10 protein-coding genes and 1 pseudogene are annotated in these 13227 nt (G+C 61.0%); 7 read left to right on the plus strand and 4 right to left on the minus strand.

Annotated elements, in window-relative coordinates; genetic code table 11:
• Positions 1-434, plus strand: a 434-nt coding sequence (locus IAE33_RS20370; RefSeq protein WP_201164844.1) for an IS66 family transposase, incomplete at its 5' end; no start/stop codon positions are given.
• A gap of 81 nt (positions 435-515) precedes the next feature.
• Positions 516-752 (plus strand): hypothetical protein, encoded by a 237-nt coding sequence (locus IAE33_RS20375; RefSeq protein WP_201164845.1) that lies wholly within the window; start codon positions 516-518, stop codon positions 750-752.
• A gap of 40 nt (positions 753-792) precedes the next feature.
• Here the strand turns inward: IAE33_RS20375 and IAE33_RS20380 are convergent, their stop codons facing one another.
• From IAE33_RS20380 to IAE33_RS20390, 3 genes and pseudogenes are all read right to left on the minus strand, one after another.
• Positions 793-1584 carry a hypothetical protein gene (locus IAE33_RS20380; RefSeq protein WP_201164846.1) on the minus strand — a complete coding sequence of 264 codons (792 nt, stop codon included), beginning with the start codon at positions 1582-1584 and terminating at the stop codon, positions 793-795.
• 371 nt (positions 1585-1955) lie between these two features.
• Positions 1956-2171 (minus strand): annotated as a pseudogene (locus IAE33_RS20385) (IS5/IS1182 family transposase); the annotation flags it as partial.
• 330 nt (positions 2172-2501) lie between these two features.
• On the minus strand, positions 2502-3416 hold the full coding sequence (locus tag IAE33_RS20390) for a LysR family transcriptional regulator (protein WP_060481905.1): 915 nt from the start codon (positions 3414-3416) through the stop codon (positions 2502-2504).
• Positions 3417-3621: 205 nt separating this feature from the next.
• Here IAE33_RS20390 and IAE33_RS20395 point away from each other — a divergent pair, with 205 nt between their 5' ends.
• From IAE33_RS20395 to IAE33_RS20415, 5 genes are all read left to right on the plus strand, one after another.
• Positions 3622-4644, plus strand: coding sequence for a zinc-dependent alcohol dehydrogenase family protein (locus tag IAE33_RS20395; RefSeq protein ID WP_201164847.1), 1023 nt, complete (start codon positions 3622-3624; stop codon positions 4642-4644).
• A 505-nt stretch (positions 4645-5149) separates the two neighbouring features.
• Positions 5150-6535: a hypothetical protein gene (locus IAE33_RS20400; RefSeq protein ID WP_201164848.1), complete on the plus strand. Its 1386-nt coding sequence runs from the start codon at positions 5150-5152 to the stop codon at positions 6533-6535.
• Positions 6535-7863: an aminotransferase class I/II-fold pyridoxal phosphate-dependent enzyme gene (locus tag IAE33_RS20405; protein WP_201164849.1), complete on the plus strand. Its 1329-nt coding sequence runs from the start codon at positions 6535-6537 to the stop codon at positions 7861-7863. Before IAE33_RS20400 ends, IAE33_RS20405 begins: the two co-directional genes overlap by 1 nt.
• A 90-nt stretch (positions 7864-7953) precedes the next feature.
• Positions 7954-9603, plus strand: coding sequence for a VRR-NUC domain-containing protein (locus IAE33_RS20410; RefSeq protein ID WP_201164872.1), 1650 nt, complete (start codon positions 7954-7956; stop codon positions 9601-9603).
• Positions 9600-11861, plus strand: coding sequence for an ATP-dependent DNA helicase (locus IAE33_RS20415; protein ID WP_201164850.1), 2262 nt, complete (start codon positions 9600-9602; stop codon positions 11859-11861). The genes IAE33_RS20410 and IAE33_RS20415 overlap by 4 nt, the downstream gene beginning before the upstream one ends.
• Here the strand turns inward: IAE33_RS20415 and IAE33_RS20420 are convergent.
• On the minus strand, positions 11858-13039 hold the full coding sequence (locus tag IAE33_RS20420) for an NnrS family protein (protein ID WP_201164851.1): 1182 nt from the start codon (positions 13037-13039) through the stop codon (positions 11858-11860). The genes IAE33_RS20415 and IAE33_RS20420 overlap by 4 nt on opposite strands.
• Between the last annotated feature and the right edge of the window lie 188 nt (positions 13040-13227).

Below are 13227 nucleotides of genomic sequence, written 5' to 3' on the forward strand. Positions count from 1 at the left end.
GCGATGAAGATCGTAAGGCTGCCCGCATGGAGCGCAGCCTGCCATTGCTGGCTCAGCTGAAAAGCTGGGTAGAGAAAACGCAACCTCAAGTCACGACGCAGAATGCTTTGGGCAAGGCCATCGCCTACTTGGCCAACAACTGGAGCAAGTTGAAGCATTACGTCGAGCACGGCTACTTGCCGATCGACAACAACGCAGCCGAGCGTGCGATCCGCCCGTTTGTCATCGGCAGAAAGAACTGGTTGTTCAGTGACACGCCCAGAGGTGCCACTGCCAGCGCACAACTTTACAGCCTGGTAGAGACGGCCAAAGCCAACGGCCAAGAGCCCTATGCGTGGCTGCGCCACGCACTGGAGCGCCTGCCGCAGGCGTGCTCAGTGGAAGACTACGAAGCGCTGCTACCTTGGAATTGCACACCTCAAATACACAGCTAGGTGCTCTGCCCATTATTGGTTAGGTGGGGTTCATGGAGCGCTTACGATCTTTTTTGCTGTCAAAGCACGGAGGGCAAGAAGATGTACGAGCAGGACGGCTGCGCCATCTGGATTAAAAAAGCGCTGGCCAGCGGGTTATTGGGGCTCTTGTTCATGCTATCAAGTTTCATCGCTTTGTTGGCGGGCGGAGCTTTTGGAATTGTTGTGCTAATCAGATTGATCTACATGATCTGGAAAATGGCATTATTTTTCCGCGAGTACTTGATCAGAGGTTTTTTGCGTGGTCACCTTAGCAGTATGGGCTCAGCAGATGATTGAGTGAGTGAGCACAACGTGCTCGCTCACTGCTTTATGGTTCTTAGTCTTCGGTACTTTCCGAATTTTGACCAAGTCTGACTACCTTTTTGGATGCTGTGGCGTTTTTATACGCCCTCATCTGGCCCGCCACCAAATTGTTGGATCGCTTTCTGTTTAGCTTATAAATGATTGGTACGGCACCTTGGTTGGGATGCGAATACAGATCGAACAGGAACTGATCTTTTTTGATATGAAATTCAAGGTGGTTATAGTTGAAAAAAAGTGTGCCGTCTTTCAGGCGTGTGGGGAAAGTTGTTGTCCAAATATCAGTCGATGGTGAAACGCTAACCTCCAAATAGTAGCCTGCTGGGAAATTAGGTGTGCCGTCCGACAGTAAATAGTTCTTGATGGCAAGAGAGTCTTCTTCTGGCAAGGATATAGAGTTGTAGTTTGGCCAGCCTTCTTGCGATGCTCTCCAAATGATGCTGATCGCAAGGTAGTAAATTTTCTGCGATTCTAGGCCTGGAACATCTTGAGCATAGAGGCTTGAGTCTTTAAGCCCCTTGAGATGATCATATATGATCGGCATCGCATTTGGTCTGGGTGCGATCAGCTTTGCGCAGTAGTCCTCTCCGTATTTGGAGAAACGGCCTTCGCAGTTTTTACCAAGCAGATACTGCGTCACCTGACGACCGAGATTGTTCAGGCGATTGTCATCCGTCTTGAACTGAGTTTTTGTCCCCTCTTTCTTCATTCGATCTATGTATTTATAAAAGTGCTTTGGCAGCAGATGGCTGTCTTGTAGATCATGCTCATCGTTGCAAAGGGCACATAACTTCTCATTTTCAGCCATCTTGAAATCCTCAATTATTCTGGTATGCCATTCACATTAAACTAGAAGGAGTTCCGTGAACGCAGCCCCCTCACTTCGCCAGCTGACTGGATGGCCTTAATGCCAGAGTTAGACGTAAAGCTTTGGCTACGCCGCCCGCTACGCCTGGCATCCATCCATGAAAGCCGCCACGCAAGATCGTGATGCCATTCGGCCAGCTAAGTCAATCATTCTTGCGCAATGGTTGAAATGATTTCGCATGTTGTCGTCTTTACGGGACGCTGATGATTGTTGGCTATGTCAATGATTGGTAAATTCGTTCTCCCGTCTCCCGTCTCCCGTCTCCCGTCTCCCGTCCCTGGCTTGAGGCAGCTTGTCACTGATCTCCCGCACTAGGTTCTGTGCGAAAAGAGATGTCGCAAAGACCGCCGGCGGCAGGCCAATGTGACCATAGCGACATAATTTTTTGCGAGCTTGCAGTAATGCGTGGCCAGCCGGCGGTGCTCTTTCAGCCAGCTTAATAGGCGCTCGATAACATCCCGCTCTCGGTACTTGGGCTTGTCGAATAGCCGCGGGAGGCCGGGCTTCGGCTTGCGTTTCATGGCTCGGTAATCTCTGGCTGTTGGTCAGCGCCGATAATCCTCCGCGCCACATTTGTTGGGGCAGCCTGGTTTTTGAAGGTGGTGAGTCTTACTTTTCGGGATCACTATAGAAAGCGAGAAAATCACTGTGAGGACAGTCTTTGGCACCCAAGAGGAACAGCGTGGTCCGCAGATTACCGAAAGCGCTGGGAATCTTCGGTTGGGGGCATCCTTTTCAAACCATCCAAAAGCATGCCCTCAAATATGCCCCAAATGTAGCAATCAGCAGGAAGTAAATGGCTCTTCGAGGCTAGAAAAACTCAAAAAATGATCAGCTAACAAGCATGCACGAAGCCCCTAAAGACTCTCAGGGTCCCCAAAAAACATCTGTATCCGCGACCGCAACCACCGCTCCGCCGGGTCATTATCCTGCGCCCCCCGCCACGCCATATGCAGTTCAAAACTCCGCACCTCCAACGGCAGGTCCTCAGCACGCAGCCCCCCAGCGGCGGTAAGGGCGTCCGCCGTATAGTCCGGCACCGTGGCGACGATGTCGGTACCTGCCAGCAAACTGCCCAGGCCGTTGAACTGCGGCACTGCCAGCACCACGTGGCGCTTGCGCCCAAGCTCCTGCAGGGCTTCATCGATAAACCCCGACAGGTCACCTGCAAACGACACCAGCGCATGCGGGCGGGCGCAGAAGTCGTCCAGCGTGATGCTACCTGGCACGCTGTCGGCCCTGAGTAGTTTTGGCCTGCTGCGGCGCAATACCTTGCGTTTGGCGTTGGCAGGCAGTTCGCTGGTGTAACTCACACCTACCGAGATCTCGCCAGAGGCCAGCAGGGTGGGCATCAGCAGGTAGTTGACCCGCCGCACTACCAGCACAATCCCCGGCGCCTCGGCACGGACGCGTTTCAACAACGGCGGCAGCAGGCCGAACTCGGCGTCGTCCGACAGGCCGATGCGGAATACCGCGTTGCTGGTGGCGGGGTCGAACTCGGCGGCACGGCTGACGGCGGTGGAGATGGAGTCCAGCGCGGGGGATAGCAGGGCGAAGATTTCGTTGGCGCGGGCGGAGGGCTCCATGCTGCGGCCCGTACGCACGAACAGCGGGTCGTCGAACAGGTTGCGCAGGCGTGCGAGCGCCGCGCTGATGGCCGGCTGGCCGAGGAACAGCTTTTCGGCAGCACGGGTGACGCTACGTTCGTGCATCAGCGTTTCGAACACGATCAACAGGTTGAGGTCTACGCGACGGAGGTCGTTTCGATTCATCGGTGCGCTTCGCCTGAATGGGGGCAGGGGTGAATCTTAAGGCCAAAGGCTGGTAACCTGCACCCGTTTAGGTGGCCAATGCCAGGGAAAGTCAGGTGCCCAATCGATGACAGGCATGTCGACTATTAATGACCACTGATGGCCTAACCGCTAAAGCCCGGATAGAGTCAATGGTAATTAGCGTTTCACACAGGCGAGGTATGCGATGTCCCGCATGATCCGTTTCCACAAGTTCGGCGCTGCCGACGTGCTCCGTTGCGAGGAGCAGGCCAAGCCGACGCCCGCCGCCGGTGAGGTGCAGGTCCGCGTTGAAGCGGTAGGTATCAGTTGGTATGACGTGCTCTGGCGCCAGAACCTGGCATCGTCGCGTGCACGGCTGCCTGCCGGCATCGGTCATGAGATGGCCGGCGTGGTGACGACGGTCGGGGAGGGCATTGACGATATCGCTGTTGGCGATCGGGTGGCCAGTTTCCCGGCCACCAGTGCCAACGACCACCCGGTATACGGCGACGTCATCGTGCTGCCGCGCTCGGCAATCACCCGTTACCCGAATGTACTCAGCCCCATCGAAGCGAGCGTGCACTACACGCCGTTGCTCATCGCCTATTTTGCCTATGTCGACCTGGCCCGCGCCAAGGCAGGGCAGACGGCATTGGTGACTGATGCCAGCCACTGTGCAGGGCCGGCCTTCGTTCAGCTGGGCAAGGCGCTGGGGCTCAAGGTGTTCGCGGCTACCAAAGATGCCGAGCAGCGTGAATACCTGCTGGGCCTGGGGGCGGACAAGGTGATCGTCACCGAGGAGCAGGACCTGGTGATGCAGGTGGGCAAATACACCGACGGGCGCGGCGTGGACATGGTGCTCGACGGCCTTGGCGGGCCACAGATGTCGTTGCTGGGCGACGTGCTCGCCCCGCGTGGCAGCCTTGTGCTGTATGGCCTGCAAGGCGGTAACCAGACGCCGTTCCCAGCTTGCGCAGCGTTCCAGAAAAACATTCAGTTCCATGTGCATTGCATCGGCAATTTTACCGGCAAGCCCGAGCTTGGCATTGCCCAGGACCAAGTGGCGCTGCACCGCGCACTGCGCGATATCAACCAATTCACCGCCGATCAGTTGCTGACCCCGCAAATCATCAAGGTGTACCCCTTCGAGCAGGTGGTGGAGGCGCACCGGTACATGGACCAATGCCCATGTGGCGGGCGTGTGGTGCTTGATTTGTCGCAGCCTTGAGCGCACTGCCGTTCATCCACGAACCCGGGCTGGCCCCGGGTTTTTTGTGGGCGATATCATACGATCATTTATTATAAAAAAAGAACATTCCTACAACTATAACAGTGCTGGACTACATTCCAGAGATTGACTAACTCACTGTTAGTAATATCTCGCCAACTATCCTCGCTTGAACTATTTCGGTCGACTCATCAAGCTGTCTATTCATCTTTGCTGACTGCTTTTTTTACCCCTATCTGTATCTTCAATTCGTTTTCCGTACCTCGATAATGGCCTAATGATAGTTTGCGCAAGGAGCGAGTGATGAACATGGCCAGGCCTGGTCCAGGGGGATGTGCAGCAGTGAAGCGGCGCCGTATTGCGGTGTTCTCGATGGTATGGCGACAGTGATGGGGCGTGTGCCCTGACCGATTTGTCGTACCCCTCGCGGGGGACCCCGCAGCGTGCCGGAACAATAAAAGCGTGTTCGGCAGGGCTGGCCGCATGAAGTTGATGAGGTGATACCGTGACTGCTATTCACGACCAGGCGATGCACTATATCTACCAGCAAGTGCTGGAGCGTTTGTTGAACCATATGTCGCAAGCCCAGCGCGCGGCCTTGCAGTTGTTGATACAGCGGTTGTTAGTGGCTGCGGGGGGCGCAGAATATATCGGCACCTTTCGTTTGTTGGTACTGCACGGCAGTGACCGGCGCAGTATCCGGTTGCTGGCCATGCTCCGGGCTGCGCAATTGAGCATCGCCGTGCGCGGGCCGGTGACGTTCCAGTTGCGGGTGCTGGTGGTCAGCTTGCCGGCGGCGGGCGAACCGCTGAGGTCCTGTCATGAGCGAAACTTCAGTGCGCTGTTCTTGCAGGATGACCCTCGGGTTCAGTTGCAGATGATGGAGGGGCGAGGGGTGGTGCCGTTCAGCAGCGTCGGCGTTTCACGGCCACCGGTCTCGACAGTTGCCAAGGATGCCATGCTTGTGTTTGGGCATTTGATCGACGCCAGGCCAGAGGCCTTGTTGGGTAGCCGCCTTCACCTGGAGGTGGCGATGGCAGTGGGTGCTGCCCTGCAGTCACAGGCCAGTGCGGATGTACTGGTCACCGCGATTGCCGCACGCCAGCGGCGGCGGTTTCTGGCCTGGGCGCGGCGTAGCCTGCTGCTGGCGGGCGAGCGAGGGGTTCACGAAACGCACCATTGCCTGGGGGCACTGACCCAGGCGCTCATCCGCCTGGGTAACGCCGCCCAGGCCCCTACGGCGGCCCACGCGGTACCTGAGCCCCAAGCCACTACCGAAGCAATATCGGTGCGGGTGATGCCCATGGACGATTTTCTGGAGCAATTACTGGAGGGCCAGAAACTTGACGTGATGCTCGGCTCCATCGACGAAACGGCCAAGGATGCCTGGCCCTTCGGGGCATTTGTCGACCCTGTGGCGTTGGCACAGCTGCACGAACTGCGCGCCCGCAGCCAGGAACCGCAGCCCGGCCGCCCGGCGTTGCGCCTGGCGTGCCCGGCAGCGGAGGGCAAACGGCGAGACTCGCAAAGCCTGCAGGTGGGCAAGGCCTATGGTATCGACCATGGCCAACTGACGTGCCTGTGCTTCAACCCCTTTGCCAGGCAAGGCAAGAACCTCGAGCGTTTTTTGCAGTGTCGCCATACCGACATGCTGGTGGCGCTGCCCTACCTGCACAGGGCCCTGCAGGGTAAACCCTGCCCAGAGGCAGTGAAGGCCTGGCTGGTGAACATCAGCGGCCTGCAACTGGGGCAACTGAAGTGGATATACGAAGGGCGGCTGCCGCTTTCAGCCTGGCGCGTACTCAGTAACCTGGCCCGCCGTGACATCCACCTGAGGCTGTTGCCCCGGCGCCTGCCAAACCGACCGCGCAGCCTGGCGGAGCTCACCTGATGCAGGGCGACATGCCCCGGGAGTTCGCTTACCGCAAGGTGCGCAGGTACCTGGAAGCATTGATCGGCCAGGCCCTGGCCGCGGGTACCTGTCGGTTGCCCTCATTACGTACCCTGTCGAGCAGGTTGCAGGTATCGCTGGCAACCGTGCAGCATGCCTACAACCTGCTCGAAGAAGAGGGCCGCGTGCAGTGCCTGCCACGGTCGGGCTACTTCGTGCACAGTGGCCCCAGCCAATTGCCAGCGACCACGCCTGGCCATCCACCCTTACCGCTGCGGCCGGTGTTGCAGTGCAGCTTGTTGAACCATGAGCGGCGGCTTGCCCGGCAGAAAGCGAGCACTTCGGGCCCTTGGGCAGACCCTGCCAGTGCCCGCCTGCGCCTGGTACTGGCCGAGCGCTACACACGCTCGTGCAGCCGCTACTGGCGCGCGGGTGACGTGCAGTTGGCGCCGGACGTGACGGCACTGTTGGATACACTGCTCAAGGCGCTGGCGTTGGAGGGTGCCACGGTGCTGGTGCAGTCCCCGTGTTGCAGGCAGGTGCTGCGGGCCCTGACCAACGCCGGTTTACGCGTACTCGAAGTGCCCGTGGATGGCCGTGGTAGCCCGAACCTGCGCGCACTGGCCGGCCTGCTCGACAGCGAGCCTGTGGGCATGGTGGTCATGCCTTCCTGCCTGGGCATGCCCCAGGGCCGGTTGGTAGCTGCCGCCTGCCAGCAACAGATCGGTCACTTGCTGTCACAGCACCCGTTGTGGGTGTTGGAAAACGATCTGGACAGCGACCTGTGCCACGCCGGGCCGCCGACCACCCGGTTGCGCGATTGGGTAGAGCCGCGCTGGCTGCTGGTGTTGGGGGGATTCGAGGCTGCACTGGGGCCGGAGGTGCCCTACGCGTATGTGTTGGGCCCTGCCGAGGTACTGGAACAGGCCTTCATCGAGCGTGCCTACCGGCTGGCACCGCTGCGGCTGCTGGCACTCGCCTGCATGCTCGGCAAAGGTGAGGTCGACGCCCAGTGGCTTCAGGTGCGCACGGGGCTGCTGCGGCGTGCGCAAACCCTGTCGCGTATGCTGGAACTGCAGTTCGGCCCAAGCGCTGCTGTGCACCCACCCCAGGGTGGCCTGCTGTTATGGGTACGCCTACGCCGGGTACCGCAGTGGGCCCGCGTGATGGCTGCCGTGGCAGGGTCTGAGTTGTACGCGATGCCTGGGGTGGAGTTCAGCCTGCAAGGCCGCTATCGCCATTATCTGGCGCTTGGGTGGCTGGGCGACGACCCGGTGGAACTACAGGCGGCTGTAGAGCGTTTGGCGAGGGCCGCAGACAGTCGCTAGCCTGTATGGCCCGACCCGCGGCACTTGCCAGGCTGGCAGGTCTGTATGTATAAACAGTATCCCTGAGTGCCGCCGCCTGCCCTGATTTCCGTGATTGCCCATTCCGTCGACGACCCTTTTTACTACCTGCACAACTTCCGCCAGGTGCTGGCGTGGGTGGGGCAGCGCTACGAAGACCTCCTTGATGAGCAGGAGAAGGCCTTCATCGCTGCCTTCACTCAGCTTGAGGCGCCTGCCCAGGCGCTGCTGGTGCGCATGGTGATGCGCAAGGGCGAGCTGTTTCGCGGTGATCGCCTTGAGTATGACGAAATCGGCGATACCTACCAGGCCCTGCAACCGCTTCAGGCGCTAGGCTGGGTACGCGAACCCGAGCGGCTTGAACTTGAGCAATTGTTCGCCCTGTTGCGCAAAGACGAACTGGCCAACTGCTTCGCTGACCGGTTGAGCCGGCCGCGGGCGGCCAAGCATGAATGGCTGAGCCACCTGCAAGAAATGGCCTTGGCACCGCGGTCATTGGCCGAGTGGTTCCCTGCCACTGGCGTGCGCATTTATGAGTGGTGCCTGCAACCGGTGTGCGACCGGATACGCCTGCTGTTTTTCGGCAACCTGTACCAGGACTGGTCCGACTTCGTGCTGGCCGACCTCGGGGTGATGCGCTACGAGCACGTGCCGTTCAGTGCCGACTCTCGTGCCCTGCAGCAGCGCACTGATCTGGACTTGGCCATGGCACTGCATCGATGCGCCGAGCGGCTGGACCAGGGCGACGACACCCTGTCGATACTGGCAACGCTGCAGGGGCTGCGCAGTGAAAACCCATGGTTGGCACGGCGGCAGGCGCGGCTATTGTTTGCGCTCGGCCAGCAGTGTGAACGGCAGGCTGAGTGGGACCAGGCCATGGCGGTGTACACCCAGTGCAGCCATGCCCAGGCACGCATCCGCCAGGTGCGCGTGCTGGAACGCACCCAGTGTTGGGCCCAGGCGCATGCGTTGGCGCTGCAACTGGCAGCAGCGCCGGCCAACGCCCTGGAGGTGCAGGCGCTGGAGCGCATGCTGCCGCGGCTGGCGCGCAAGCTTGGCGGCCCACCGCAGCGCCGCCAGCGGGCGGCGCCGCTGGAGCTGATTGAGCTGGAACTGCCCCGGGCCCATGCAGCACTGGGTGTTGAAGAGGCCGTACGCCAGCACTTGGCGCAGGCGGGCGGGCAGGTGCATTACGTAGAGAACACGCTGTTCAACAGCCTGTTCGGCCTGCTGTGCTGGGAGGCCATTTTTGCGCCGGTGCCGGGCGCGTTCTTTCACCCGTTCCAGGCGGCGCCGCAGGACCTGCATGACAGTGACTTCCAGCACCGTCGCAGTGAGGATTTCGCCCGCTGCCTGGGCCGCCTCGAAGACGGCAGCCACCGGCAGGCGATTCTCGATTGCTATGCGGCCAAGCGGGGGTTGCAGTCACCGTTCGTGTTTTGGGGCATGCTCAGCGAGGCGCTGCTGCAGCAAGCCTTGGCGTGCCTGCCCGGCGAGCACCTCAAGCAATGCTTTTTGCGCTTGTTGCAGGACATACGCAACAACCGTACCGGCATGCCGGACCTTATCCAGTTCTGGCCAGAGCAGGGCCGCTACCGCATGGTCGAGGTGAAAGGTCCGGGTGACCGCCTGCAAGACAACCAGTTGCGCTGGCTGGAGTTCTGCCGCGCCCATGGTCTACCGGTGGCGGTGTGTCACGTGCGCTGGAGCGATGCGGCGTGAGCTACAGTGTGGCGGTGCGTGCCTTGTGCGAGTTCAGTGCCAAGGTGGGCGACCTGGACCTGCGCTTCACGCCTTCGCCCACCGCACAGGAAGGCATCGAAGGCCATCGTCGGGTGGTCGCACGCCGGGCGGCCGGTTACGAATCGGAAATCCTCCTGGAAGGTGAATACCAGGCCCTGCGAGTGCGCGGCCGCGCCGACGGCTATGACCCTGCCTGCAATCGCCTCGAAGAAATCAAGACCCACCGCGGTGACCTGGCGCGCCAGCCCGCCAACCATCGCCAACTGCACTGGGCCCAGGCCAAGGTCTATGCGTGGCTGATGTGCCAGGCCCGGCAGCTGCCTGCGATCGAGGTGGCGCTGGTGTACCTGGATGTGGACAACGATGGCCAGACACTGATCAGCGAGCACTACACAGCGGGCGATCTGCAGGTGTTTTTCGAGGCCCAGTGCCAGCGGTTTCTGGCGTGGGCACATTATCAGCAACAGCGCCTGGCCGAACGTGACCACGGGCTGCAGGCGCTGACCTTTCCCTACCCGCAGTTCCGCCAGGGCCAGCGGCAGTTGTCCGAAACCCTGTACAAAGCCGTGAGCACCGGGCGCTGCCTGATGGCGCAGGCGAGTACAGGGATTGGCAAGACCCTGGGCACGCTGTTCCCGCTGCTGAAGGCAATGGTGCCGCAACAGTTGGACAAGGTGTTTTTCCTGACCGCCAAAACCCCAGGGCGGGCGTTGGCGCTGGACGCTATCAGCCAGATCACCGCCAGCGCCCCTCAGCCCGCCCTGCGCACACTTGAACTGATCGCCCGTGACAAGGCGTGTGAACACCTCGACAAGGCTTGCCATGGTGAGTCCTGCCCCTTGGCTGCCGGGTTCTACGACCGGCTGCCTGCCGCACGGCAAGCGGCGGCCGGCTTGCCCCTGCTTGATCGTGCCCGGCTGCGGGAAGTGGCCCTGGCCCACCAGGTGTGCCCCTATTACCTGGGGCAAGAGATGGCACGCTGGGTCGATGTGCTGATTGCCGATTACAACTACTACTTCGACGCGCATGCGCTGTTGTTCGGGTTGAGCCAAACCAACCAGTGGCGGGTAGCGGTGCTGGTGGATGAGGCGCACAACCTGGTGGAGCGCGGCCGCAGCATGTACAGCGCCAGCCTGGACCAAGGCCAGTTGCACGCGTTGCGCCAGGCCAAGCCGCCAGGCCTTGGCAGCGCACTGGACCGTGTGAACCGGCAGTGGAATGCGCTGTACAAGGAACAGCGTGCGCCCTATGAGGCCAGCGAGCACCTGCCAGAGGGGCTTCTACGCGCCCTGCAGCAGTGCGTGGGGTTGATTCAGGAACAGATGAACCAGGCCCCTGCGCACATTGACCCGGCGCTGCTGCAGTTCTTTTTTCAGGCCCTGCAGTTCACCCGCGTGGCAGACCTGTTTGATGAACACTTTCTGTTCGACATCACCGTGCGCCAGGGCCCGCGCAAGCGGCGGCTGGCAACCCTGTGCCTGCGCAACGTCAACCCTGCGCGGCTGCTGGGCCCACGCATGCGCGCGGCACGCAGCGTGACGCTGTTCTCCGCCACCCTGAGCCCGCAACGCTTCTACCGTGACCTGCTGGGCATGCCTGCCGACACCGCTTGGCTGGAGGTGGCCGCGCCGTTTCGTGCCGAGCAGTTGCAGGTACGCATCGCCAGCCAGGTATCCACCCGCTATCAGCAGCGTCACGCTTCGCTTGCCCCCATCGTCGAGTTGATTGCACAGCAGTACCAGGCCCAGCCGGGGAACTACCTGGCGTTTTTCAGCAGCTTCGAATACCTGCAGCAAGTGGTCGGGTTGTTGACACAGCAGCACCCGCAACTGCCCGTGTGGGCCCAGGCGCCTGGCATGGACGAGGCTGCCCGTCAGGGTTTTCTCGACCGCTTCGTTGCCGATGGCCGGGGTGTGGGGTTTGCGGTACTGGGTGGGGCGTTCGGTGAAGGTGTGGACCTGCCAGGTACGCGGTTGATCGGGGCGTTCATCGCCACATTGGGCCTGCCACAGGTCAACCCGGTCAATGAGCAGTTCAAACAGCGCTTGGGCCAGCAGTTTGGTGCAGGGTTCGATTATGCGTACCTGTACCCGGGGGTGCGCAAGGTCATCCAGGCGGCGGGCAGGGTGATACGCGGGGACCAGGACCAAGGCGTGCTGGTACTGATTGACGAGCGCTTCACCGAACCCCGGGTCCAGCAGATGTTCCCCGGTTGGTGGCCGCCTGCAATCGGCTAACCCGGCAGGCCATCCGCCCGGGGTTGCAACAGTATCGGCAGGTAATGCCTCACGAACAACAGCAGTGCCATGCACCAGCACAAGGCAGACAGGCTGAACGCCAGGGGGGTGAGAAGGGGCAATATCACCCGCGCCAGCGCCGCCAGGTGCAGCAGTGCGAACCCAGCGGCTACGCTGGCCGGCACGCTCAACGGGCGGCCCGTGTGCCCCAGGCTCACCCGCGCCATCATTGCCAGCATCAGGCCGCTCATCGCGCCCACGGTCAATGCATGGATCACAAGGCTGGGGCTGACGTTCACCCCAGCGTGCCATAACGCCATGCCCAGGGTGGCCACGGCAAGCCAGGCATAGGCCAGGTGCAGCGACCACAGCAGCGGTATGCCCCAAAGCCTGCGGTCATGCCACAGCAGCAGGCGGGCAGCGTGCAAGGCGAACAGGCAGCCAAACAGCACGGCCAGGCCCCACTGGGGCGCCTGGCCGAAGCCTGCTGCCATGGCCAGTGCCGCCGTGACACTGAGCACCAGGCAGCTGCGGTCCAGCCAGGGGCGTGGTGTGCTTGCCGTCATGTTGCCCAGGCCGCGTTGGGTGAAGAACGGAATCACCCGGCCACCCAGTACGGTCATCATTGCAGCCACCAGCCACAACCCGGCCAACACGCCTTGCCGCTGCAACGGCTCGTCCTGGCGCAGGAAGCCTGCGAGGGTGAGCCATTGGCAGCCCGTAAAAACCAACACCAGCACGACAATCGGGTAGTTGTTGCGCAACCGCCGCTGCACGATTGGCCTGGCCAGCGCCAACGTCACCAACGGCAGAAAACCACCCTCGATCACCACAAGCCACTCAACAGGCAGCGCCAGGAACCAGGCCGCGCGCCCCAGCAGCCATATCAAGAACAGTGCCTGAAGGCTTCTCCCATGCAGGCCGGGTAATCCGCTCCAGTTTTGCACCGCAGTTAGCAGAAAGCCGCCGACGATGGCTGCGGTAAAGCCGTACAGCATTTCGTGACGGTGCCAGGCCAGCATGCCTCCGGTGGGCACGGGTGCGGACACGCCGGCCAATGTGCCTGCCCATATCATCACAGCGATCAGCGCAAACACAGTGCCGGCCAGGAAGAACGGGCGGTACGCAAGGTTCCACAGCGGTCGGCAACGGCGGGACTCCATCAAGGGTACGAGCATGGTGATGCCTTAGATCTACCAGGATGATTCAGGTAACATCAGGATCTGTGCCAATGCTGCAGCCCTTGAATATCAAGGTGATGGCACTGCTCAAGGTCCTAATGACCCTACCAGCCGCGAGTCAAAATGACTCGCATCATGTCGCTTTGACTCGTTTCATTTCAAGATTGCCCTCGCCACTTGCCGCT

The organism is Pseudomonas sp. S60, from assembly GCF_016647865.1.
GTDB classification, from domain to species: Bacteria; Pseudomonadota; Gammaproteobacteria; order Pseudomonadales; family Pseudomonadaceae; genus Aquipseudomonas; species Aquipseudomonas parafulva.